This window comes from Methylorubrum pseudosasae, from assembly GCF_029504475.1.
Classification (GTDB): Bacteria; Pseudomonadota; Alphaproteobacteria; order Rhizobiales; family Beijerinckiaceae; genus Methylobacterium; species Methylobacterium extorquens.
The window spans coordinates 1206762-1228803 of record NZ_JAQGDU010000002.1; the positions used below are offsets into that span (position 1 = coordinate 1206762).

The 22042-nt window shown below is 64.0% G+C and carries 29 protein-coding genes, 1 pseudogene and 1 riboswitch; of the genes and pseudogenes, 15 read left to right on the forward strand and 15 right to left on the reverse strand.

Going from position 1 to position 22042, the window contains the following annotated elements; all coding sequences use genetic code 11:
• Positions 1 to 197 precede the first annotated feature (197 nt).
• A riboswitch (cobalamin riboswitch) is annotated at positions 198 to 392 on the forward strand.
• A gap of 123 nt (positions 393 to 515) precedes the next feature.
• A complete protein-coding gene (locus M2437_RS06520) occupies positions 516 to 761 on the forward strand; it encodes a hypothetical protein (protein ID WP_253386874.1) in 246 nt (81 codons plus the stop codon).
• 147 nt (positions 762 to 908) lie between these two features.
• Here the strand turns inward: M2437_RS06520 and M2437_RS06525 are convergent, their stop codons facing one another.
• Together M2437_RS06525 and M2437_RS06530 are read right to left on the reverse strand one after the other, a co-directional pair.
• On the reverse strand, positions 909 to 1301 hold the full coding sequence (locus tag M2437_RS06525; protein WP_253386875.1) for a hypothetical protein: 393 nt from the start codon (positions 1299 to 1301) through the stop codon (positions 909 to 911).
• Positions 1302 to 1991: 690 nt separating this feature from the next.
• Positions 1992 to 2255 carry a hypothetical protein gene (locus M2437_RS06530; RefSeq protein WP_253386877.1) on the reverse strand — a complete coding sequence of 88 codons (264 nt, stop codon included), beginning with the start codon at positions 2253 to 2255 and terminating at the stop codon, positions 1992 to 1994.
• Between the two features lie 694 nt (positions 2256 to 2949).
• Between M2437_RS06530 and M2437_RS06535 the strand changes: the two genes are divergently transcribed.
• A complete protein-coding gene (locus M2437_RS06535; RefSeq protein ID WP_253386878.1) occupies positions 2950 to 3192 on the forward strand; it encodes a hypothetical protein in 243 nt (80 codons plus the stop codon).
• A 668-nt stretch (positions 3193 to 3860) separates the two neighbouring features.
• On the opposite strand, the gene M2437_RS06540 is transcribed toward M2437_RS06535, so the two are convergent.
• Positions 3861 to 4049, reverse strand: coding sequence for a hypothetical protein (locus M2437_RS06540; RefSeq protein ID WP_253386879.1), 189 nt, complete (start codon positions 4047 to 4049; stop codon positions 3861 to 3863).
• Between the two features lie 226 nt (positions 4050 to 4275).
• Here M2437_RS06540 and M2437_RS06545 point away from each other — a divergent pair, with 226 nt between their 5' ends.
• The gene (locus M2437_RS06545; protein ID WP_253386880.1) at positions 4276 to 4788 is read left to right on the forward strand and encodes a DUF3280 domain-containing protein; all 513 of its coding nucleotides are present in this window, start codon (positions 4276 to 4278) and stop codon (positions 4786 to 4788) included.
• A gap of 48 nt (positions 4789 to 4836) precedes the next feature.
• On the opposite strand, the gene M2437_RS06550 is transcribed toward M2437_RS06545, so the two are convergent.
• Together M2437_RS06550 and M2437_RS06555 are read right to left on the reverse strand one after the other, a co-directional pair.
• Positions 4837 to 5034 carry a hypothetical protein gene (locus M2437_RS06550; protein WP_056462803.1) on the reverse strand — a complete coding sequence of 66 codons (198 nt, stop codon included), beginning with the start codon at positions 5032 to 5034 and terminating at the stop codon, positions 4837 to 4839.
• Between the two features lie 813 nt (positions 5035 to 5847).
• Positions 5848 to 6141 carry a DUF6522 family protein gene (locus tag M2437_RS06555; RefSeq protein ID WP_253386881.1) on the reverse strand — a complete coding sequence of 98 codons (294 nt, stop codon included), beginning with the start codon at positions 6139 to 6141 and terminating at the stop codon, positions 5848 to 5850.
• A gap of 216 nt (positions 6142 to 6357) precedes the next feature.
• Between M2437_RS06555 and M2437_RS06560 the strand changes: the two genes are divergently transcribed.
• Positions 6358 to 7089 (forward strand): hypothetical protein, encoded by a 732-nt coding sequence (locus M2437_RS06560; protein ID WP_253386882.1) that lies wholly within the window; start codon positions 6358 to 6360, stop codon positions 7087 to 7089.
• Here the strand turns inward: M2437_RS06560 and M2437_RS06565 are convergent.
• From M2437_RS06565 to M2437_RS06580, 4 genes and pseudogenes are all read right to left on the reverse strand, one after another.
• Positions 7086 to 7229: a hypothetical protein gene (locus M2437_RS06565; RefSeq protein ID WP_253386883.1), complete on the reverse strand. Its 144-nt coding sequence runs from the start codon at positions 7227 to 7229 to the stop codon at positions 7086 to 7088. The genes M2437_RS06560 and M2437_RS06565 overlap by 4 nt on opposite strands.
• Before the next feature lie 168 nt (positions 7230 to 7397).
• Entirely contained in the window at positions 7398 to 7802 is a 405-nt protein-coding gene (locus tag M2437_RS06570) for a helix-turn-helix domain-containing protein (protein WP_253386884.1), read from the reverse strand.
• Between the two features lie 118 nt (positions 7803 to 7920).
• Positions 7921 to 8604 carry a thermonuclease family protein gene (locus M2437_RS06575; protein ID WP_253386885.1) on the reverse strand — a complete coding sequence of 228 codons (684 nt, stop codon included), beginning with the start codon at positions 8602 to 8604 and terminating at the stop codon, positions 7921 to 7923.
• Between the two features lie 35 nt (positions 8605 to 8639).
• Positions 8640 to 8825, reverse strand: a pseudogene (locus M2437_RS06580) (hypothetical protein); the annotation flags it as partial.
• Between the two features lie 108 nt (positions 8826 to 8933).
• On the opposite strand from M2437_RS06580, the gene M2437_RS06585 reads away from it, so the two are divergent.
• Entirely contained in the window at positions 8934 to 9320 is a 387-nt protein-coding gene (locus tag M2437_RS06585; protein WP_253389696.1) for a hypothetical protein, read from the forward strand.
• A gap of 1097 nt (positions 9321 to 10417) precedes the next feature.
• Here the strand turns inward: M2437_RS06585 and M2437_RS06590 are convergent.
• The gene (locus M2437_RS06590; RefSeq protein ID WP_277570234.1) at positions 10418 to 10579 is read right to left on the reverse strand and encodes a helix-turn-helix domain-containing protein; all 162 of its coding nucleotides are present in this window, start codon (positions 10577 to 10579) and stop codon (positions 10418 to 10420) included.
• Positions 10580 to 10859: 280 nt separating this feature from the next.
• Between M2437_RS06590 and M2437_RS06595 the strand changes: the two genes are divergently transcribed.
• Together M2437_RS06595 and M2437_RS06600 are read left to right on the forward strand one after the other, a co-directional pair.
• Positions 10860 to 11459 carry a phasin family protein gene (locus M2437_RS06595; protein WP_209687998.1) on the forward strand — a complete coding sequence of 200 codons (600 nt, stop codon included), beginning with the start codon at positions 10860 to 10862 and terminating at the stop codon, positions 11457 to 11459.
• Positions 11460 to 11560: 101 nt separating this feature from the next.
• A complete protein-coding gene (locus M2437_RS06600) occupies positions 11561 to 11809 on the forward strand; it encodes a hypothetical protein (RefSeq protein WP_056153845.1) in 249 nt (82 codons plus the stop codon).
• A gap of 201 nt (positions 11810 to 12010) precedes the next feature.
• On the opposite strand, the gene M2437_RS06605 is transcribed toward M2437_RS06600, so the two are convergent.
• Together M2437_RS06605 and M2437_RS06610 are read right to left on the reverse strand one after the other, a co-directional pair.
• Positions 12011 to 12277, reverse strand: a complete 267-nt coding sequence (locus M2437_RS06605) for a hypothetical protein (protein WP_253386886.1) — start codon at positions 12275 to 12277, stop codon at positions 12011 to 12013.
• A gap of 162 nt (positions 12278 to 12439) precedes the next feature.
• A complete protein-coding gene (locus tag M2437_RS06610) occupies positions 12440 to 12685 on the reverse strand; it encodes a hypothetical protein (RefSeq protein ID WP_253386887.1) in 246 nt (81 codons plus the stop codon).
• Between M2437_RS06610 and M2437_RS06615 the strand changes: the two genes are divergently transcribed.
• The 5 genes from M2437_RS06615 to sorB all read left to right on the forward strand — a co-directional run bounded on the left by M2437_RS06615 (position 12654) and on the right by sorB (position 16386).
• Complete coding sequence (locus M2437_RS06615) at positions 12654 to 12905, forward strand: 2Fe-2S iron-sulfur cluster-binding protein (RefSeq protein ID WP_277570408.1); 252 nt, start codon at positions 12654 to 12656, stop codon at positions 12903 to 12905. The genes M2437_RS06610 and M2437_RS06615 overlap by 32 nt on opposite strands.
• A gap of 607 nt (positions 12906 to 13512) precedes the next feature.
• Positions 13513 to 14001, forward strand: coding sequence for an RNA polymerase sigma factor (locus M2437_RS06620; RefSeq protein ID WP_132249203.1), 489 nt, complete (start codon positions 13513 to 13515; stop codon positions 13999 to 14001).
• Between the two features lie 210 nt (positions 14002 to 14211).
• Positions 14212 to 14718, forward strand: a complete 507-nt coding sequence (locus tag M2437_RS06625; RefSeq protein WP_499006546.1) for a hypothetical protein — start codon at positions 14212 to 14214, stop codon at positions 14716 to 14718.
• Positions 14719 to 14840: 122 nt separating this feature from the next.
• Entirely contained in the window at positions 14841 to 16052 is a 1212-nt protein-coding gene (gene sorA, locus M2437_RS06630) for a SorA family sulfite dehydrogenase catalytic subunit (RefSeq protein ID WP_132249199.1), read from the forward strand.
• A gap of 13 nt (positions 16053 to 16065) precedes the next feature.
• Complete coding sequence (sorB, locus tag M2437_RS06635; RefSeq protein WP_132249197.1) at positions 16066 to 16386, forward strand: SorB family sulfite dehydrogenase c-type cytochrome subunit; 321 nt, start codon at positions 16066 to 16068, stop codon at positions 16384 to 16386.
• A gap of 166 nt (positions 16387 to 16552) precedes the next feature.
• Here the strand turns inward: sorB and M2437_RS06640 are convergent, their stop codons facing one another.
• Both M2437_RS06640 and copM read right to left on the reverse strand, forming a co-directional pair.
• On the reverse strand, positions 16553 to 17992 hold the full coding sequence (locus M2437_RS06640) for a YncE family protein (RefSeq protein WP_132249309.1): 1440 nt from the start codon (positions 17990 to 17992) through the stop codon (positions 16553 to 16555).
• 49 nt (positions 17993 to 18041) lie between these two features.
• Positions 18042 to 18440, reverse strand: a complete 399-nt coding sequence (gene copM, locus M2437_RS06645) for a CopM family metallochaperone (RefSeq protein ID WP_132249195.1) — start codon at positions 18438 to 18440, stop codon at positions 18042 to 18044.
• A 197-nt stretch (positions 18441 to 18637) separates the two neighbouring features.
• Between copM and M2437_RS06650 the strand changes: the two genes are divergently transcribed.
• The 3 genes from M2437_RS06650 (at position 18638) to M2437_RS06660 (ending at position 20887) form a co-directional block, all read left to right on the forward strand.
• Entirely contained in the window at positions 18638 to 19147 is a 510-nt protein-coding gene (locus tag M2437_RS06650) for a sigma-70 family RNA polymerase sigma factor (protein WP_132249193.1), read from the forward strand.
• Complete coding sequence (locus M2437_RS06655) at positions 19144 to 19941, forward strand: anti-sigma factor family protein (RefSeq protein WP_132249191.1); 798 nt, start codon at positions 19144 to 19146, stop codon at positions 19939 to 19941. Before M2437_RS06650 ends, M2437_RS06655 begins: the two co-directional genes overlap by 4 nt.
• 61 nt (positions 19942 to 20002) lie before the next feature.
• Complete coding sequence (locus tag M2437_RS06660; protein ID WP_132249189.1) at positions 20003 to 20887, forward strand: LysR substrate-binding domain-containing protein; 885 nt, start codon at positions 20003 to 20005, stop codon at positions 20885 to 20887.
• A 14-nt stretch (positions 20888 to 20901) separates the two neighbouring features.
• Here the strand turns inward: M2437_RS06660 and M2437_RS06665 are convergent, their stop codons facing one another.
• The gene (locus M2437_RS06665; RefSeq protein ID WP_253386889.1) at positions 20902 to 21993 is read right to left on the reverse strand and encodes a molybdopterin-dependent oxidoreductase; all 1092 of its coding nucleotides are present in this window, start codon (positions 21991 to 21993) and stop codon (positions 20902 to 20904) included.
• Positions 21994 to 22042 lie beyond the last annotated feature (49 nt).

Here is a 22042-nt window from a genome sequence, read left to right on the forward strand (position 1 = left end):
TCCTCCCTCACCCGGAAGAAATCACAGGCACACCCGCCAAGCCAAACTTATGGGTCCGGAACCTAAGCCACTATCAAAGTAAAAGTGGACCTTCGCGGGTCACCGCAGGGGAGGCGGTCGAGCCGTGCCCACGGTTGGGTACGAAAAGGGTTTTGTGTATGGTGTTGCTGCAAAGCGACGGATTGCGCAGACGATGGCGGTAACATGCGCGTGACGGTTCCCCTCGGGGATCAAAAGGGAACGCGGTGAGGGGTAACCTGATGCCGCGGCTGCCCCCGCAACTGTAAGCGTCGAGCCTTCCGCCACCATGTCACTGGGCAGCCTCGCCCGGGAAGACGGTGAGAGGGCTGCGACCCGCGAGCCAGGAGACGTGCCGTCAGTCGTGGTCACACGCGAAACGCGTCGGGCGGGGTGTCCTGGCGGGTGTCGAAGCGCTGCCTTCCTGCGAGGAGGCGGTGAGCTGAGGCCTCGTTCGCGGTGACGTGCCACTGCCGTTGCCCGAGGCTCCATGTTCCATGCTTTCCGACGCACTCGCTCGTCAATCGAGCGCTCAGGTTCGGCCAGGGCGCACGAACCTCACGCCGCTCGCCGGCATGCAGGTGGGTGAGGAGGTGCGGGCTAGCTCGGGCCTGTTCAGCGGCTTCGTCGGAAAGTTCGTCGGCACTGCAGAGGGCGGCGCCGTTGGTGTCATCTCCCTGGAAGTGATGGGCTCGCCATTCGACTATCGGCTGCCGATCGAGGACATACAGAGGGTGGCGTGATACACCATTTCAAATTAAGTCTACGCACCGTTCCCCCTACGAGGGCCGCTTAAGATCCCATCCAGGATTTAGATCAGGCACCTCGCAAGGAAAGTAACGACCTGAGGACGAGACAACGGGTGCGGATTGCTGGCAGTTATCTTACTACTATTCACGACCAATATTAAACCATACGCTCTCCAGCACCATGGCGCGCCAGTCTGAATGCTGGGGATCCATATGCACAATGTACATGTTGGCTTCATCTAAGGCATCAAGGCCGCCAACAGCGTGAATACGCTCGCCGAGCCGGAGGAGTTCCTTCCAGTAGGAATCTCCAGTTAGGTCTGCGCCGACACGGCCGAGATCCGGCCCAAGCTGTGCCCTTCCGGGTACCTGCCATGTAGTGAGTACTCCTCCGTCGCGCACGGCACTGAAGGTTAGGCCAACGCGCTCGCTCTCAACCATGCTCCGCAGCAGAGCATCGGTGGCGACCTCCGTGCCAGAGCCTTCATTTCTGTGCACGAACGCCTCCTCAAACTGCTCAACAAAGGCGTTCATCGCCCGATGCCGCCTAGCCCATTGCAGCGTTTATGGCGGTACGTCCGGTCAGGCTTCGATCGCCACCGCAGCAATGTGGAATGCTTGATGTAACCCGCAAATCGCACACTTATGTCATCGGCGTGTGGAGCGGGCGGCGATGGCCCGGCTTCCGACAGATCAATCCCGAACTTTGGTGAGAGCAATTGCAGGTGATATCTACTGATGGCCGTCAGAAATACTTATAGAAAACACGCGGGGAGCAAATTAGCCGCTCGCACAGACTTTTGGAGCATAGTAACCGCTTTGATAGGCCCGATATTTGCGGTAATCAGAGCGGCAGCCGGCCTTGAATCACAATTTCGACCGCTGAACTGCCCTTTGGGTCAGCGAGTACGACCCCGACAGATCGGCCTTTGGACAAAAAAATGCGGGCGGCACCGGCGTCGAAAGCTCGCATCAAACTGCGCGGTATCGCCCTCAATCTGCCCGTCTCCAGAATATGTATTTCGGTCGAGATAGCTATCGATCTCATAGCTGACGATGCCGAGGTTGAGCAGATCATCCCCAATCGTGAGATCCCCCCGTCCACGTATCGTACCAAGATATCTAAGCATAGACCGCTTACCGATGCTAGTCATTGCATTAAATTTCCTAATTGCTAGCGAGGGCAGCTATCGGAACGTTAAACAGGATCGGGCCTGTACCAAATTACAGCCGCTCTTTTTCTGCTTGGAGTTCGTCGGCTGTCACGAAAAACATGGATGAAAGACAACGCATCGCTTCCACACGGCGATTATTTTCTACATTCTTCCCGTCATTAGGTACCGCCAGCGCTTCCATGAACGCAGCGTCGACTGATTCGTTGTCTAGACGTTCGGCGAGTCGCCGCAATGATTGATGGCCAGTATAGCATGTTTTTGCATCTATTTTTATCGCGAGAACTACATCTGCGACAGCTGGTCCGAGTTCCATGCTTCGATGTCGTGAGTACGCCGACACAAGTGATTGACTTTTCCCAAACCAGTAATACTCCAAGCCTGTCAATCTTGGGAGTGCCATGATCAGCTCCATCTCTCCAGATTTATCGGCGGTATACTAAGTATATATTGTTATTATAGCCGCCGGCATCGCAAATGTAATGCTAACGTTTTTTGCTACGATTTGGGCCGAGTTCCCCCCGGATAGCCGCGTCATGGTACCAGGCCGAGCTGGACACCTCAGGTTGTTTTGTTTCTGATTTAGTTATCTCCTCCGGCTTTCCCCGATCGAGGCGTGAAGCCTTCTGATTTGGGTTTGCCGGTTCAACCTTGCCACCGAAGATCGGGGGCCTGAACACAGATATGCTCATAGATTGACCCTTTGATATAAAACTGGCAATTCATTCAGCTGAATATTTGGTGATCATTGGTTCGCATTCAACCCCTATGAAATATTAATGTCAGAAATAATCGTATTTTTCTTTAGGCGATCATTGACAAAAGTTTGAGGAACGAACGATGTCTCGAGGCGTTGTTTTTGAGGAACATAAAATATATGCTGAATCCTTTCCTCTCATATGGCCAGAATTTGGCGTATACTCAATATATGGATGGAATTCATGGCGACAATACTGCGGTTCGGACGTAAAGTGCGACTTCCATCAACATTCGAGATAAAGCGAGATCTCATGATGATGATCAAGGCGGATTCTCTTGCTGCTGCATTGAAGGCCCAAGAATGTAATGAAGATGATTTTGCGGACATATTGGAAGAATTGAATATAAAATATCACGTTTCGCGAGACAGAGTGAACATGCTTCTCTGTCGTTTCGGGCCAGGGCGGTCCGGGGCGATGGAGGCGGCAAAAAGCCTCAATGTGCGGAAGCATCAATACGACTTTAGGAACAATGGGCCAAAGGATTTTGCCTAGCAGCCTGCTGCTTTCAAAATGTTGGATGCGGCATGTCGACAACGCTCTTCATCCAGGCGGCGGGCACCTGCGCGGTGCACTCAACTGAGTCGACTGGATTCGTGCTCTGCGTGAGCGAGGCCGGAACGAGCCAATACTGAAGGTAATGCGTCCCAACATCGCTGTGGTGAGGTAAGGCAACGAACTTGCAATTCAGCAGCCCTTATTGAAGGTCCGGGAGTGCCGCGATCCTGCCGTTCAGCATCCACCGGCCGAACCGTCGCTTTCCACCTTAAGCCATCCTCTGACGGTCAAGCTCCTGAGATTGCGATCGGTCCCAGGTCCGAGAATATGAATTTGAGCTGCATGACGGCTATCGCGTGATTGACTTCGGATAGAGCGCCACTATTGTCTGTCCCGCACCGATCAACGAAGAATATGCGCGGGTCGAGTGCGAGAACGAACGTGAGGCCGCCATAGGCCCTGCCGCTTCTCACGATTGGAAAGATGCGCCCCGAGCGGATGACCCGCTGCGGGGCTTTTTCATCCCCCGCGCATCATGAGCCGCTGCGTCATCCGACAAGCCCAGCTTGAGCCAGGTCGCCCGCATGCAAGTGGAGCGGTGACGAGGGTTGAAGCAGCCTGCTGCAGTTATTGGCGCTACCGTAGCAGGCGGGTGACGAGGCCTATCAGGCGAAGGACCCAAATCCTTCGAACGCATTCGTCGGCGGTGCAGTCGGCTTGCTGCCGTCCTTCGGCAGGGCATCTGCGCCCTCGGCAAGCTGATGGATCATTTGATTAGGTTCGCTTGGGTGGATCTGGTTCGAGACAGAGGCGAGCGGCGAGGCAGAGCGATCGAGCTGCGTGTCTGAAGTCATCCGAACTCCTTAAAAATGTGACCGCGGAAACGGCCGAGCTTCGGATATGCCATGGCGGATGATTTGCAAACCGTTGCGGGTGTGAACTGCGAGCGGGCGCACTTAGGCAAGGGTTCGTAGAGCTCGGCCGCCTCACCACTCCCGCCCTGCGTCTCGGCACCCTGGATGCGACCTATCTCTCGTTCGCGCGTTCCTTCAGGAGACAAAAGTCTCAGGAGGAATATAAATGAGCCCACATCAATTTTTGGTGGCAGTCTCGGCAGTACTGCTCGTGTCCAAAGCTGCACATGCCGAGCCACCCAAAGCTGCTGTTTTCGACTTCCAGCTTGCGAACCTCGGCGCCCAAAGTCCAACCGATGAGGACCAAGCCCGCCTCGGCCCCCTCACCGATCTGCTACGTCAGCAGCTACAGGAGAGCGGTCGCTATCAGATCGTGTCCACGGATCCCGTGAGGGCTGAGGTCGAGAAGAGTTCCGACCTGCGCAAGTGCGGCGGATGCGCCGAAGATTATGCTCGCAAACTCAATGCGGACGTTGCGATCACTGGCGAGATCCAGAAGGTCTCCAACTTGATCCTCAATATCAACGTCTACGTGAAGGATCTGAAGGCCGACACGCCCGAGCAAGCTTATAGTGTCGACATTCGCGGCAACAACGACACCTCGTTCGATCGCGGTGTGAAGTACCTCGTGAAGAACAACATGCCCCCCGCGACTGAGGCAGTTTCACCGCAGAAGTGAGGCTGGCTGCGGGCTTGCGGCCCGTGCCGCTATACAGCTCTCAGAAGCCTATCGGCTCCCGAACCCAGTCTGATCTTTCTCAATCGCTCTCAACGCGTTCTCGAACGCCTTGGCCTCGGTGGGGAACGAACGGTCGGACCTCTCGGTCAGCTTACCGTGCTTCCTGAGGGTCCATCCGAAATGGCCTTCGGGTTTCTTCAGCGGCTCGACCGTGATGGAATAGGGGTGCGGGACTTCGTTCGTCATAGCACCGGTATGCCATGCGGGTCGTCCAGCCACTAGCGCCGCGGTGGACTGGACACCGACGGGCCGCACCCGCCTCTGCGGCCTATGATTCGGTTCGGCAATCTCCCCCCTGGGATCACAACCAAGCTCAACTCTACATTTTCCGGGGGTAGGCGCGTTCGCTCACAGGGCGGCGGCTAGCTGGCAGAAGGTAATATCTGTCCAACACCAGATTGCCTGCGTGATTTTTTATCGCAAGGATGACCCGTCCCAACGACTTCTGTTCATTGGCGTATGTTCGCGCTTCGCGTTCGCCGCCGACGGCAATGTAATACTCGATATCGTCGGCCTAGTCGTTCAGTATCTCGACCGACCAAGCCATTGATTTTTCTCTGACGCTAGTGGAGATCATTAGATCGCAGGCACAGGCCGGCGGGGCAAGCTAGTTGAGATCTGGGCAGATTTGCATGGCGCGAAGGTAAGTAGGGCGTAGCACCGCACGGGAGGGCTAGCATGTTCGGCATCTTCGGCCGTAAGCGTCGCGAGAAAGAGTGTCGGCGCCGAGAGGAGCAGGAGAACCGCCTGCGCTGCGCGCGGCTTCTCGATGCCTCTGGCTTATCCCGGTCGGCAGCGAACGACAGCCAGATGAACCCGGCCTCGCCCTCGGGCATGGTGTTGAGCCCGCTCTCCTCAATCGCGCCGAGCTACGGCGTGTGTCGGATCACTCGTCCTTCGATAGCTGCACCACCTCGTCGTCCTACTTGGACAGTGGGTCGTCCTGCAGCGAGGGCGGATCGTCGGGCGGCGGAGACTGAGGTTGGCACTATCAGCGGCCTAATGTCTGCCGCTCAACCCGGTCGACGCGGTGACATCGGTACCTGCAGGTTCGAAAAAGCGCTCGCCCATGAGAGCGCCGTCTGCATCGAAAAGCCCCTGCCAGCCGGAATATTCGGTCGTAACCGTCACACGAGCGCGGCCTTCATCGGAGCCACTTCCGATTTCGACACGGCTGCCGACCAACCCGCGACGCTCCTGGCTCTGAAGACTGGCCGCTGTCATTCCGAGCTTACTGGCAAGGGATGCCGGATCGACAATCCATGCGCCGTCTCGGTCGCATTCAAATCGCATGGTGTGCCCTCCTTTTCGCACGACAGCTTTGGCGGGCTGAGATGCACCGTAACGCATCCCAGGGGGCGGCAGGGGAAAACCTGCTACTGCGCGATCGCTGCCCTGCAGCCCGGGGGACCCTGGCATCCCCAAAACTATACGGGTGGTCGGGGGCCCCCAGCTTTCCTAGCGCCAAGGTCGTGAAGCCCGGCAACAGGGTAACAGGTAACAGCGCCCATGGCCGAAGCGAGCGGACCAAAATTCCTCAGCCAAGCCGAGTTCGCCCGTCACCGCGGCGTCTCGCGCAAGGCCGTAACCACTTGGAAGCAGAAGGGCTTACTTGTTCTCGACGGCACCGGCCGCGTGGATGTGGAAGCCACCGAGTGGAACCTCGACCAGCGGCCAACGACCTATCGGGGCGGTGTAACCCATCGCTCGGTGAGGGCCAAGGACGGTAACAACGCCTCTCACGCCGACGCAGCCCCGAAGCCGGCACCGAAGCCCGCTCCCGAGCCGCATCCGCGCCCGGCGCCTCTCGATGGCGACGGCGGCCAGGAAGATGCCTTCGACCCCGACGACCCGAACCTGCCGACGGCCATTGCGGTCCGGCGCAAGGAAAACTGGCTCGGCCTCCACCGGAAGCAGATCGTCGAGCGGGGCGGCAGCAAGCTCGTTGATCGACCCGCAGCCGAGGCAGCGTACTTCGAGGAAGGCCGGGCGCTCCGAGATGCCTGGCTGGCGTGGCCGGCCCGGGTCGCGATCGAGATGGCCGACGAGCTCAAGATCGAACCGAGGCAGCTGACGCCGGTCCTGACCGCCTATGTCAAAAAGCACCTCAGCGAACTCGGTGAGCCCTCCGCCGGCGACGGAGCAATGCACGTGACATGGCGAGATCATTTGGACGGCAGGTCCCGGGAGCCGAGGGCGAGATGCCTTCTCCCGGCCTCTCGGGTCTGTCGGGGGAGCTAGGGTGTTGTATCGACGACGCCACCGCCGACGCGGCCTTCGCTCGTATGGAGCAATCCCCTCTCCATGAGGTCGAGGTTTTTGGACAACAGCTTGTGCTGATCGGTGCACCAGTTCTTCAGGTGTTCAATGGCTTCCGTCATTGTGCCCTCCTGCACCTATTAGCCCCGCGCGCCGCAGCGAGCATCCGCTTCCGCACCTCCGCCATGCGGTCGTCGTAAGTGGCGCTGGCCGCTACGGCTTCCTGCCCGACAGCCTTGTAGATCTCCATCGCGGTCGCATGGTCCAGCGCGGGCCTGCATGGCAGTGCGCTAGCTGCCCCGCACCTGCTCGATGCGAGCAACCGTGCGCACAATCGCCAGAACCTCGCGGCGCAGTTGATCATCCTCAATCTCGCTGAAGGCGTGCAGGAGATCGATGGCGCCATGAGTGCGTAGAAAACCAAACACCTCGGCCCGGTCCTCACCTCCGCCCTCGTCGGCATCGTAGAAGGACGAGACTCGCACTTCGAGCACGCGAGCGATGTCGCTCAGGCGGCTGGCGCCGACTCGGTTCACGCCGTTCTCGTACTTCTGGATCTGCTGGAACGTCACGCCGATGGAGCTACCGAGCCCGGTCTGCGAAATCCCCTTGGACTTGCGCAGCACCTTGATGCGCTCTCCGACAAGACGGTCTTGCTCGGTCGCACGCTTCGGCGGGACGCTTGGGGTGTCCATGGCTTCAGGCCTGTACGGGAGAACAGTAGGGCATGCACCCAGGAAGCCTCCAGCAACTGCTGCGCGAGGATTTTGGTTGCAGCGATCCAAGCACCTGCGCGCCTCGGCTAGCCACTCATCAGCCCCGCGGCGCCCGCCAGCCGGCCGCCTTTGCCTCGTCCTCCGAGCAGAACAGGCGCTCGCCAGCGCGGTCGTTGATGCGGGTGCGCTCGTAGTCGCGCGAGCCGGGCAAGTGATAGATCCGCTCTCCGCCGGCTGAAATGTTGCCCTTGATGTTGCAGCCACTCGCCTTGTTCGGTGGCGTGACAGTCTCAGGCCTCGAGCGTTCACCGCCGGCACGCTTCGCTCGTCGCCACTCGGATGGATCTTGGAACGTGCCCGCCCAGATGCCGTGCCGGAGCGCCTTCGCGGTGAGTTCAGTGTTGACGTAATCCTCGGTGTAGCGCCGGTACGCAACGGCGTGGCCTTGTCCGACCATCCAGGCGTTCAAGTCCTCCGCGTCAGCCCGGCAAACGGCGACGACTCGGCCGTAGCGGTTGGTCTCGCGCGGATCACATGTTACGAGGCGTTTGCCGATGTGATCCGCGAGAGCCAGAGCAGCCACCTGTCCGCAGCGGTAGTCCTTGCCGGCGGCGTCCTTGCAGAGCTGGGCGCTTTCCGGCGCGTCGATGCCGTGAAGGCGGATGCGCGTTCCACGAACGTCGAGCGTGTCGCCATCGACAATCGAGGCTCGGCCGACGAACGGCTCAGCGTGGGCTGGCGTGGCGAGAAGCAGAACAAGGAGCCAGGACCGGGAGCGCATCTCGCCACTCTATCACACCGTCGCAGGTCGCCTCGGCCCGGGCGCACGGCTTTAGCGCCGAAGCGCTCGATGAAGTCCGTGCAGGCCTCATGGATGTTCGCCCAAGCGGTGGCGCCGAAATACCAACAGGGTGAAGAGTTGGGGCGCAGGACGCCGAAGGCCTTGCGCCACTCGGCGGCCTCTGCGGGAAGCGGATCGAACGCGAGTTTGGGAAAGAGCATCTCGGCTGCCGGCTGATGGCGGGGCCGACGGCATCGGGGAGGTGGGTTGCTCCAGGCCTACCGCCCAGCCGCCATCACGCCTTCTGCGCCCGCGCCAGCAGGATCGCGGTGCGGATCGCGCCGCACTTCAGGACCGCGCTCGGCTCGGAATTGGCCATGACCGAGATGGCCCAACCATGCCCGGCGACGATCCTCGGCCTGATCGAGCGCGAGAAGGCGATCGAGAACCCGTCGCACGAGAGAGCGGCCGTGACCCCCTGCTTCGTCGCCGTCACCCTGGCCGGCCTGCTCGCGAGCGGAAAACCGGCAAATGACGCCCGCGCCTACCTATACATCGGGCCGAGCACGCGCATCAGCCCGGTGGCCACAGCGCCGGGTGATCGGCCCCATGCAAGCACAGAGATCACCATCGGGCCGATCGCGACGTTCGCGCGTGAGACGCCTGAGGAGGTGGTGCGGGCACCGTGCGTGGAGCGTAGGCCGCCGCCGCAGTGATCGAAAACTGACGCAGAGACTGTTTTTAACCCGAAGCGCCTATCAAAGCTCAATGAATTGTATTTTAGCTGGAGCTACAACCGAATTGATCCATAAATAAAAGCACGATTTCGTTATCACCTCGTGCATATTGCCAGAACATACATTATATCAGGACTCAGTTTAATTCTATCAGCAGTACGGATCGCATCATGACTTTGTCTAAAGAACTGTACGAGGAATTGCTTCAGAACCCGTGTCCATCTTGCGGCACCATGCATATACGGGCAGGAAGATGGTTTGCGATAGTTTCAAAGTATCAATGCTACCAGTGCGATACTACAATATTTTTAACTTATCCGCGGAAAATTGAATTATTTGACTCGCATCAAAGCAACAAAGATAAAATTGAGACATAGCTAAATATTATATATAAATACACCCCTTTGATAGCCTTGCTGGATTGAACGATTTTCGGCGAATTGCTCCAAATAAAGATCAGCAACTCGTTGTAATAGATCTCCATCTCGTAGATCGGGGCCGCGGCATCCAACAATCTGCAGACATCGGCCCGGCGCCTGAGTGGACCTGGCCGTACTTCGAGGATTGGTGGTGGACGGGGGCACTTTCGTGTAGAGGTGCGGCGCCGGGGTGACGCGGCGGACTATCGACCCGCCGCTATCCGTCTACCTCATGCCCGCCCTCCAGCGGGCTCTTCCATCTCGATACCCACCTTGCCCCGTTCCGCTCAGCCGCAGCGGAGCTTCCTCTGGCTGCCTCACGTCACAAATCAGACCCCGAATACCGCTACCGTCCGATTTCGGACTGACCTGTCGGCCAACGAGGTTCCTCCGCCGCACGAACTGGAGCAATCATGAAGCCCACCCAACGACGCTATGGGCGTGGCGCGCCTGTACGTCATGAGGCTTGGATTGATCGAAGATCCGCCCGAACGGCTGAGACAATAAGGTGGGCGAGGCGCAAGGGGGCCTCGGTACGTATCGACAATCATCACCCTGCGCTCAACGACAACGTCGTGCAGTCCGTGGCTATCGATCTAATCTGAGGCTCTTCAAACCCCGCTCGAATCAGCCGCAGCGGGGCTCTTTGTTTTCCGACTACCTCAGTTCTCCGGGCAGGTAGGTCGGATCGAACTCGGCCGCATCATAGAGGCGCCTCCAGTTCTGGATCACCAATCGGCGATCGTCCAGCCTGACGAGTCCGTCCGTGCGTAGCGCCTTCACCGCCCGGATGACATGCACCGTCGTCAGTCCCGTCACATCGGCCAACCAGTCCGGCCATGGGTGCGAAGATATCAACGCAGCCCGAAGGTAATTCTGCAATGAACCCAGCGTGTTAGATTCGAGTATAATTCCTGATAATTTTTATCGTTCTTCAATTGTGGAAAAATCGTCTCGCAGAGGGTTGAAATAGTCCACAAAGGCACGACTTAGGTGCAGTGCAGTAATCGCAGCAGATTGCTTCGCCAGCAAAGCGAACGGTCCAATTCGTCTACTTGCTTTGTAGAAATATATTCATAAATACTGGAAGGAAGCCCACATGGCCCATGAACAGAACGTCAGCACCGCCAAGCAGAACGGTCAGGACGCGCGCATCGCTGAGGCCGCAAAGGCTAATTTCGACAAGGCTGCCGATAAGACCAACGAGCAGAACAAGCAGTTCTCCGATGCGGCTCGTGAGGGCGCTAACAAGATCGTTGACTTGCACGAGCGGGCAACCGAGACCACCAAGCAGGTGATGCAGAACAGCATCGAGACAGCCTCCCAGCACACTCGTGAGGCCGCTGATCGCTTCTCGAAGACCCTGGGCTTCTCAGGCCAAGACGGTGAGCGTCTGGCTCAGCAGTCTAAGCAGAACATCGAGGCGGTCACCCGCTGCGGCACGGTGCTGAGCCAAGCCCTCCAAGATGCCTCGCGCAGCCTGTTCGAACTTGGGCAGAAGCAATTCCAGCGCAATCTGGACGGCCTCACCAAGCTGACTCAGGCCAAGACGGTTCAGGAGTTCGCCACCATCCAGAGCGATCTGATGCGTGAGAGCCTGCAGCACATGGTCCAGGACAGCAAGGCGATCACCGAAACCTCCGCCCGTGCTGTCAACGAAGCCAGCCAGACCTTCTCCAGCGTCGCTCCGGCTCGCTGAGATCGGCTGCCGCCGCCAAGCCCGGCAGTAAATTTCTTAACGATGCCAACCTGAGGGCGGTCCTTTCGACCGCCCTTTCTCGTTCCGACACGGAGTGTTCCATGTACAATCCCTTTGCCGTCGCGATGCTGGCCTTCGAGGCACAGAGGGTGGTCGAGCTTCGCCTGGTGAAGATGTCATGGGGCGGAGCTGCGGCGCAGGCCGAGGCATCTCGGATGGTCAGCGAGAAGATTAGCGCCTCGATCGAGGCTAGCGGCAGCCTAATGATGGGCGGCTCACTGGACGCGGTCGTCGCGCGATACCGCGAGCACGTTGCCGAGAACACAAAGCGCCTGACGAGCGCTGCCTAGGGATCTCCGCGCATTCGGGAGTTCGCTTGAATCCTTCTCGTGGCTCTCGTCTGCTAGCGAGCCGGCTGCCTCCGTTTACGCCAATGTGAATGAGATAGCGGTAGGGCAGCGAGGACGGGAAGGAGCATCACGGCTGGCGGCTGATGGCGGGGCCGATGGCATAGGGGGCCGGGTTGTCATAAGCTTACCGGTTGGTCTTCCTCACGCCTTCTGCGCCCGTGCCTGTAGGATCGCAGTGCGCGCGGCGGTGCGCCTAGCGCCAGTCGTGCTCGTCTTGTCGCGCAGAACAGCGGTAGCGAAGGCGTTTACCTTGACGGCGGCCGCCACGTCGACCGTGTAGCCCTCGCCGAGTTCCGCCCGCTCCTCCATCCGGCCGCCGAGCACAGCGTCGACCAGCGCGTTCAAATCGTCATAGGTGACGACCTTGGCCTTGAACAGTTCGCCGACGGTGGGGTTAGGATCAGCCATGCGTGGACCCTATCGCCTGGACTGGGCGCGCGCCATCGTCAGCACCCAAGTGCCACGCCGGACAGCGCCGTCGTGGTCTCGCCCTCGGCGACCCAGTCGGCGACGGTGCGGTCTCTAATCCCCAGGCAAATTATCGCGAGGAGGACGGCACTGCGAGGCCAATTAGGTGGCGAGTTGCCGAACCTCTCCAGCAAGGATGTTCATGCGGGCGACGGCCTCTTTAGTCAGGGTGTCCCTGGTCAACTCCGCCCGCCAACCCGCCGGAATCGCCTTCTGCACGGCCTCCTCGGCTTGGTCACGAGGCACGGCGGCCACCCAAAGCTGCACGGTGGGTATGCCGCCGACGCCGCTGTCCATGTAGACGCGAACAATGTGGATGCCGGCGGCAACGTCGTTCAGTCTGTCCATATGGCGAGGATGGCACGATCCCGCGCCGTCACCAAGACTGAGATACGGGTGTGCTCCCGTTCGGTGTCGCTCAGGGACCTGCGGAACCTGCATGGTGAAACTGAGAGCTGGGAACGTTCGCATGTCGGTGCAGGACGCGCTGAGCGACGGTGACCGGGAGGACGGCTACATCCTCGCTTGCCAAGCCGAACCCGAGGGCGACCTGGAGCTGGAAGCCTAGGCGGTCCCGAGCCGAGGCGACCGGGGGTGTCGTCTCACCGCTCGGTCGCAAGCTCCGATACGAGGCGCTTCACCATGCTGGGGTTGACCGCCGTCGAGAACTCGGATGCCTCCAAGTCGACGAACTCAGCCTCGGTCGCCTTGATGGCCGCGTGGCCAGCGGTGACGAGGTAGCCTTCGGCGTCGTTGAAGCAGGCAGAGGCCCCTCGTCCGATAGCATGTAATGGTCCACGACATCCTAATGCCGCAACCGCCCCGGAGGGTCCGCTTCCCGCTCGGAGCAGACGCCTCGTCCGGCAAGCCGCCAGGTCTGCAAAGGGTCAGGAGTTCGCGCGCCACTTGTTCGGCTGTGCGCCATGAGCGGACATCAACTCGATACCCGGAACCGGACATTCAGCTTCGCGCCCACCCCGGTCTTAAAACCGCATCCTCACAATGCCTGAAAGCAGACATACGAGCTTGCTATCGATTGTTCAGCAACAGCAACGCTCCGAGTAGCGCTGCAGAGGTGTAAGGCCTCCCGACATCCACAACCATCGACGACCGTTGCGACTCTGTGTGGACATGCATCGATGTGCTATGGAGTGCGAGGAGGATGACACATCAGGATGCGGTCCATCGGTCAGCACCTCGTCGAAGCGTGGCCGCGCCTGTTCCGCTACGCGCTGACGCTGACGCGGGAGCCCGACGCCGCGCGCGACCTGATGCAGCAGAGCGCCCTCAAGGCGCTCTCGACGGGGACGACGCCGAGCGAACCGCGGGCGGCCCGCGCCTACCTGTTCCGGATCGTGCGCCACGCCTGGATCGACCGGCTCCGCCGGAACCGGACCCGCCGCGAGGACGATCTCGTGGATTGGCCCGACGAAGGGTTCGACGATCGCCTGATCGAGGCCATCGCCGTGCGCCAGGCTTTCGCCGCCCTCGATGCACCCTGCCGAAAGGTCGTGAGCTGCGTGGACGTCGAAGGCCTGAGCTACCGGGAGACCGCCGAACGGCTCGGCATTCCCGTCGGCACGGTCATGAGCCGTCTGCACAGGGCGAGGCGGATCATGCTGCAACGGATCGCCGGGCCGTCCGATGGGAGCGAGGGGCCGTGATGCTCTGGGAGACCCTCAATGCCTACGTCGATGGGGAACTCGATGCGCAGGACCGGCGCACGGTCGCGGAGACGCTGGCCCGCGATCCGGTCCTGGCCGCGCGGGTCGCGACCCTGACTCGGCTAAAACAGGGGGTGAAACGGGAGGTGAAGGCTGCGGCCGTGCCGCCCCGGCGCGCACCGATCGCCCGCGCCTCCCTCGGATGGGCGTGTGCCGCGGCCCTGGTCGTCCTCGTCGGCACCGCGCTGGCTGGCCCTGTCGTCTCGCGCGCCAACCGACCCCGCGCGCGCGGCCTTCACGGCCTGGAGTTCGGCGGGCTCGCCCTCGAACGACGTGCGGCTCGCGGGCGGCCTGAATGGCTTCCCCCTCGATCTTGGGGCGGCCGGCTTCCGCTTGGTCTATGTGTCCGAGGGTAACAGTTCGGTCGGTCGCCTCGCCGGTTACGAGGGGCGTCACGGCTGCCGGCTGGCCGTCTGGAGCGGACCGTCGCGTGCGCAGGCCGGCCTTGAGATCGCGCAAGGGAGCGGCGGCCTGCGTGTGGCACGCTGGGACAGCGGGCGCCGCCGCTTCGTCCTCCTGTCCGAGACGGTGCCGGCCGAGCGGTTCGCGCTGCTGGCCGAGGCGGCCGCGCTGCTCACCGAACCGAACGAGACGGACCGATTGCGGCTCGCCCTGGACCGGGCCACCGGACTCTCGGAACGCCCCTGCACCGGCTGACCGGCGCGGGCCGCAGATTTATTTCGACCCGCCGCGAATAGACCGGGGGCGACGTGCGTCTTCTCCTCCGGCACGTCGCGGGCTCCTTGGCATGAGCCACGCGCGGATCGGGGAGGAATCGGATGCTCGACAGACGCGATCTCATCAGGCGGGCGGGCCTCACCGCCCTGGCGAGCCTCGGCGGCGGCAGCTTCGCGTCCTTGCGGGCGCTCGCGGGCGACACCGCCACGCTGCCCTTCGGCAACGGCGAACGGCCCCTGGTGGCCTATCCGGGCAAACGCCCGCTGCTCCAGATGACCGCGCGGCCGCCGCAACTGGAGACCCCGTTCTCGGTGTTCGACGAGGGCGCCATCACGCCTAACGACGCGTTCTTCGTCCGCTACCACCTCGCCGACATCCCGACCGAGATCGATCCCGAGACCTACCGGGTCGCGATCAAGGGCCATGTCGAGCGGGAGGTCTCGCTCTCGCTCGCCGACCTGAAGGCGATGCCGACGACCGAGATCGTCGCGGTCAACCAGTGCTCGGGCAATTCTCGCGGCTTCTTCGAGCCGCGCATGGCCGGCGGGCAGCTCGCCAACGGTGCCATGGGCTGCGCCCGCTGGACCGGCGTGCCACTGAAGGCCGTGCTCGACAAGGCCGGGGTGAAGGCGGGCGCCGTGGAGGTCGCCTTCACCGGGCTCGACGGCCCGGTGATCCCGGAGACGCCGGACTTCGCGAAGTCGCTCAAGCTCGACCACGCCCGCGACGGACAGGTGATGCTCGCCTGGGGCATGAACGGGCAGGATCTGCCTTGGCTCAACGGCTATCCGGTCCGCCTCGTCGTGCCGGGCTTCTACGGCACCTACTGGGTCAAACACCTGGAGAGCATCAGCGTGCTCGACAAACCCTTCGAAGGCTTCTGGATGCAGAAGGCCTACCGCATCCCCGACAACGACTGCGCCTGCACCGAGCCCGGCAAGACCGCGGACAAAACCGTGCCGATCAACCGCTTCACGGTGCGCTCCTTCCTGACCAACCTGACCGACGGGGCGGAGGTGAAGGCCGGGCGCACCCCCTTGCGCGGCATCGCCTTCGACGGCGGCTCCGGGATCAGGTCGGTGGCGGTCTCGACCGACGACGGCAAGACCTGGACGGAGGCACGGCTCGGGCAGGATCTCGGCTCCTACGCCTTCCGGCCCTGGACCCTCGACGCGGAGCTGTCGCCGGGGGCACACGCGATCCGGGTGCGGGCAATCGCCAACGACGGGGCGAGCCAGCCGATTGAGCCGCGCTGGAACCCGGCCGGGTACCTGCGCAACGTGGTCGAGACCACCCGCGTGCGCGCGGCCTGAGGAAGTGATTACGATGACCCGCATCACTCTCGCCCTGGCGGCGGCCCTCGCCCTCGCGACCGGCGCGGCGCTTGCCGCCCCGAAATCCTACGCGGTGCCAGAGCCGACCGCGGAGCTGCGGGCGCCGAAGGCCGGCACGCACGCGGAGGGCTTCGAGGCGGCCCAAGCGAACTGCCTCGTCTGCCATTCGGTGGACTACATCGCGATGCAGCCGCCCGGCAAAGGCGCGGCGTTCTGGGAGTCCGAGGTGACCAAGATGGTCAAGGTCTACCACGCGCCGATCGACGAGGCGCAGGCCAAGGCCATCTCCGCCTACCTCGCCGACACCTACTGATACCAAGCGGCACGGAACAGAACCGATGGTCTTGTTCCGTGCGACCGGCGGACGACCGCCGCCGCGCAGTCGCGCGGGTAATCGGCGACGAGCCATTGTCATCACCGATTGGTATGAGGCGCGGCTTGCAACAGGGGTGCGGTCCGACGGCCGCCCCCTCCTCTCGTCAGCGCGGCGCCTGCGTCTGGACCGGCGCGCCGGTCTCGCCGGGCTTGCCCTCGACGATGACGAGGCTGCGTCGCGCGGTCTCGTTCGCGTTCTGCGTCACCTGCCGGATCGGGCCGACGGCGTTGACGATGGCCGCGCCCGCCGGGTTCGTCATGAAGGCGGCGAGCGGCTCCAGCGGCCCGGCGCCCTTCGGATCGGCCGACAGGGCCAGCACGTAGGGCTTCTTCGGCGTGAGGCCCGTCACCGCCGCCTGCAGGGTCTGCAGCACGCCCTGGTCGAACAGCGTGACCTGTGTGGCCGCCTTGCCGTCCGGCCCGGCCAGCGTCAGCGTGCTCGACTGGCCCGCCGCGCCCAGCGGCTGAAGGTTCGGCGCACCGGCCCCCTCCGGCACCGCCTCAGGGACGTAGGCCACGCCCTGCGGCCCCTGGCCGATCGGGATCGTGGCGATCACCGCGTTGCTGCCGGTGTCGATCACCGCGACCGCATCGGCATTCTCCAGGCCGACATAGATCCGCGAACCGTCGCCCGAGGGCCAGAGGCCGTGGGGGAGCACGCCGGTGGGAACGGTCGCAACCTGTGAGAAGTCGTCGGTGCGGAACACCTTCACCTGGTTCAGGCCGCCGACCGTCACGTAGGCGAACTGCCCGGCCTTCGTACGCGCGATGTTGACGTGGTTGGTGATCGGTCCCGTCTCGATGGTCTTGAGCGCCTTGAACGGCGGCGTGGCCTCGAACACCTGGACGCGGCCGACGTCCTTGAGGGTGAACCACACTTGCGTTCCGTCGGGCGTCGCCGCGATGTCGGGGCAGAACGGGCTCTCCTGCTTGATCCGCCCGACGATCTCGCGGCTCCTCACGTCGATGGCGACCGTCTCGGGGCTGAAGCTGGAGCAGACGTAGCCGTAACGCCCGTCGGGCGAGAAGATCGTCATGCCGGGCCCGTTCGGCACCGTGATCCGGCCCGTCTCCTTGCCGGTCCCCGCGTCGAGGATCGCGACGTAGTCCTCGCCGCGCACGCTGACCCAGACCTCGCGCCCATCCGGCGTGAAGAACGCCTCGTGCGGCGAGCGGCCGACATAGGTTGTGCGGCGCACCGTGTTGGTGGCGGTGTCGATGAAGCTGACCGAGTTCGAGCCGATCGAGACGGCGAGCAGGGTCTTGCGGTCGGGCGAGAAGCCCATGCCGTGGACCAGGAGCTGGCCGCGATAGAGCGGGCTCAGGTTCGCGGGCGTCGTGTCGCCGAGACGGATCACGCCGAGGAGCGTGTTGGCGGCCGGGTCGATCACCGAGACCGTGTTGGAGAATTGGTCCGAGGTGTAGAACCGGTCGCGGGGGCCGACCGGCACGTCCGGCGCCGAGGCGGGCCCCGGCGCCTGGCCCGCAAGCGCGGTCCCGCCGAGGAGGGCGAGCAGCAGGGTCGCCGGAATGAGGTGTCGCATCATGAAGGTCTCTTCGCGCTGATGGTCGGAACGGTGGGCGGCGATCCGCTCAGTGATGGTGGCGGGCCGGCGGCTGTGTCGGTGGGGTCTGCGCGACCGGTCGCTCGGCGAGGGCGCGGCGCATGACCTCGATCTCCTGCGTCTGCTCGACAATGATGCCCTGCGCGAGCCGGCGCAGGACCGGGTCGCGACCGTAGGCCAGTTCGGCCTTCGCCATCTCGATCGCGCCCTGATGGTGCGGGATCATCATGGCGGCGAAGTCCCGGTCGGGGTCGCCAGACGGTGCCACCGCCATGTCCGCGTGCATCCGCGCCATCGATTGGGCCATCATCGCGTCGAAGCCGCTGGGGGCGGTCTCCGCATGCCCGGCGCGCATCATCATGCCGCCGCCCAGGACGCCCCCGGCCATGAGCAGGGTAATGAGGATCGCCGTCGGTGCTCCGCGCATGGTCTCTCCCGCAGTGTCGAGGTCACGCGGGGAGAGATGCCGGCCGGGCTATGATATTCCCCACCGCTCCCGGCAAGCAGATCACTGATGTGTGATCTGCTTGCCAGGGCCAGGCTTGGAATGGTTCGGCTACTTCCGGCACCTCTCGTCCGAACGGCGGCGCGAGCATCGCTGGCGCCGCGATCCGGAGACCGCCCTTGGACGACCTCGCCGTTCTGATCGAACCACAGATACCGGCCTTGCGGCGCTACGCGACCGCGCTGCTGCGGCAGCGCGAGGCAGCTGACGACCTCGTTCAGGACACGCTGGAACGGGCGATCCGCGCTTGGCCGCAGCGTCGCGAGGGCGATCTGCGGGCGTGGCTGTTCGCGATTTTGCGCAACCGCTACCTCGAAGGCGTACGCCGCCGCCGGGGCATTGAGGTCGGCCCGGAGGCGCTGGTGGAGATCGCGGATGCCGGGGTCGATCCCGAGGCGGCTTTGGGTGTGCGGGACGTGCTCGACGGGATCGCCGCGCTTCCCGAGGAACAGCGATCCGTCCTGCTCCTCGTCGCGGTCGAGGATATGTCCTACGCCGAGGTCGCCGCCGTGCTTGCGGTCCCCGTCGGCACGGTGATGTCGCGCCTTAGCCGGGCACGTGGCCGGATGCGCGCCTTCCTCGACCGGGCCCCCACGATCGTCACCGGGCATCTGCGGAGGGTGAAATGACCGCGTCCGACCCGCGTCCCGTCGGCGAGGACGACCTGCACGCCTTCGTGGACGGACGGCTCGATCCGGGCCGCCGCGCCCGCGTCGAGGCGTGGCTCGCCGCGCATCCGGAGGCAGCCGCCCGGGTCGCCGCCGACCGGGAGGTGCGGGAACGCCTGCGGGCGCGCCTCGCGCCCGTGGCGGACGAGCCGATCCCCGCCCGCCTGCGCATCGCGAACCTCGCGGCTCCGCGCCGGAGGCGCATCCCGCGTTGGTGGCCGAACGCCGCGGCAGCGGCGCTCCTGCTCGCCCTCGGCGGCGCGGCCGGGTGGGTTGGGCGCGGCGGCGTGTCGGGCCCGGGCGCACCCGCCGAACCGATGACGCAGGCGGCCGTCTCCGCCTTTCGCACCTACGTGGTCGAGGCCGCCCATCCGGTCGAGGTCCGCGCCGACGGCTCGACCGACCTCGTGCGATGGCTCACCGCGCGCCTGGGCCGGCCCGTCACCGTGCCGGACCTGCGGGAGCAGGGATTCCGGCTCATGGGCGGGCGCCTGCTCCCCGCCGGAGACGAGCCGGCGGCGATGCTGATGTACGACGACGACCGGGGCACCCGCCTGACCCTCTACAGCCGGGCCGGGCCGACCGGCGGGCGCGGCGTGTTCCGCTACGCCCGCGCCGACGACGTGGCCGCCTTCTCGTGGATCGATGCCGGGATGTCCTACGTGGTGACGGCCCGCACGGACGAGGCGCGGCTGCTCCGGGTCGCCGAGGCGGTCGATGCGCAGGTCTCGGGCAAGCGCGAAGGCGCGCGGTGATGCTCGTATCCGAACCCTGCCGGACCACGCCGGCCAAGGCCCCCGCCGAGCCCGAGACGCCATGACCCTCGACCAGTTGCGCATCTTCGTGGCGGTCGCCGAGCGCCAGCACGTCACGCGGGCGGCCGAGGCGCTCAACCTCGTCCAGTCGGCGGTCAGCGCCGCCATCAGCGCCCTGGAGAGCCGGCACGCCGTCAAGTTGTTCCACCGGGTCGGCCGGGGCATCGAACTGACCGAAGCGGGCGGCGTCTTTCTCGGCGAGGCTCGCGCGGTGCTCGCCCGCGCCCAGGCGGCCGAACAGGTGCTCGCCGACCTCAGCGGCTTGCGGCGCGGCACGCTGTCCATCCAGGCGAGCCAGACCATCGCCAGCCACTGGCTCCCCCGGCACCTCGTCGCCTTTCGGGCGGCCTATCCCGACATCGTCCTGCGGCTCGGCATCGGCAACACCGCCGAGGCCGCCGAGGCGGTCCGGGCCGGGACGGCGGAACTTGCCTTCGTGGAGGGCCCGATCGAGGACGGCAGCCTCACGAGCACTCCGGTCGCCGAGGACCGGCTGATCCTCGTCATCGCGCCCGATCACCCGTTGGCCGCACGCGCGCGGTCGGGACGACCCGACCTCGCTTCAGTCTCCTGGGTGCTGCGCGAACCCGGATCGGGCACGCGCTCCGCCTTCGAGGCGGCAATCGTCGCGCTGGGCATCGCACCGGACGCACTCACGGTTGCCCTCGAACTGCCGTCGAACGAGGCTGTCCTCGCCGCCGTCGTGGCGGGGGCCGGGGCGAGCGTTCTATCCGAAGCGGTGGTCGGACCCTCGCTGCGAACCGGAGCGCTCGTCGCCGTGCCCTTCGTTCTGCCGACGCGAACCTTCCGGGTCCTGCGCCATAAGGAGCGCTACCGCAGTCGCGCCGCCGACGCGTTGCTCGACCTGATCCGTGCCGCCCCCTGACGGGGGCCGGCCCCTCAGGCGACCTCGACCCGCACACGGTGCCAGGAGGCGCTGAGGTAGCCCTTGAAGTTCCACGTCTCGTCCGGCCGCGCCGGCTGGGTCTGCCCGGCGCTGTCCCAGGCGCGCACCACGAGGTCGCGCTCGCCGGACGGAAGGTCCAGCACGATCTCCCAGAACGTCCAGGCGAAGGGAGCGCCGGCCTCGTGTTCCAGCGTAGCTTGATGCCAGGACCGACCGCCATCGCCCGAGACATCGACGCGCACGATCGCCCGATCTCCCGCGATGGCGTACCCGCGGATGGTGGTCTCGCCCGCCTTGAGCCGGGCTCCGCGCGCGGGCTCGCAGATCGCGGCGTTGAGCGGCATCGTTTCGATGGTGTGGCCTTTCGCGGGATTGGCGGTCTCGGCCGTCACGTCCGGCGGGAACAGCTTGTAGTCGTCGGCTTGCATCGGGTTGGTCGAGGGATGGTCCTGCACCGTGATGCGCTTCAGCCATTTCGGGCTGCGCACGCCCGCGAAGCCCGGCACGACGGCCCGCACGGGGAAGCCGTGCTCGGGCAACAGCGATGCCCCGTTCATCGCGAAGGCCAGCAGTGTCTCGCCGGCGACCGCCTTGGCGAGCGGGATCGAGACGCCGTAGGGCCGTCCCTCCACCACATCTTGGCTCTCGAAGGCCACATGGAGGTCCGAGTGGAGGTTCGCTCCTGGCGCTACGCCCGCCGCACGCAGGACGTCGCCGAGGCGGACGCCGGTCCAGTCCGCCGTCCCGATGGCGCCGCCGTCCCAAGGATCGCCCGAGACCGGGGCCACCGCCCGCATATCGGCGCGGCGGTTGCCGGCGCACTGCATCGTGGCCGTGACGGTCGCCTCGGAAAAACGCGCGCGCAGATCCGCCAGCGACAGATCGAGGGGACCGACATGCGCGCCATCGACGGACAGGCGCCATGCGGCGGCGTCGATCTCCGGCAGGTCGCCGTGGGAGCGGACGTAGAAGTCTTCCGCAGGGGTCCGGTAACGGGCCCGCAGGCGGGTCAGCGGTGGCTCGGCATTGTAGGGGCGCTCCCCATGAACGATCAGGCGCGCCATACGCTCGGTCAAGCTCGACATGGGTGTCTCTATCGCAGAAGGTCGGACTCCAACGCGCTCGTACGCGCCG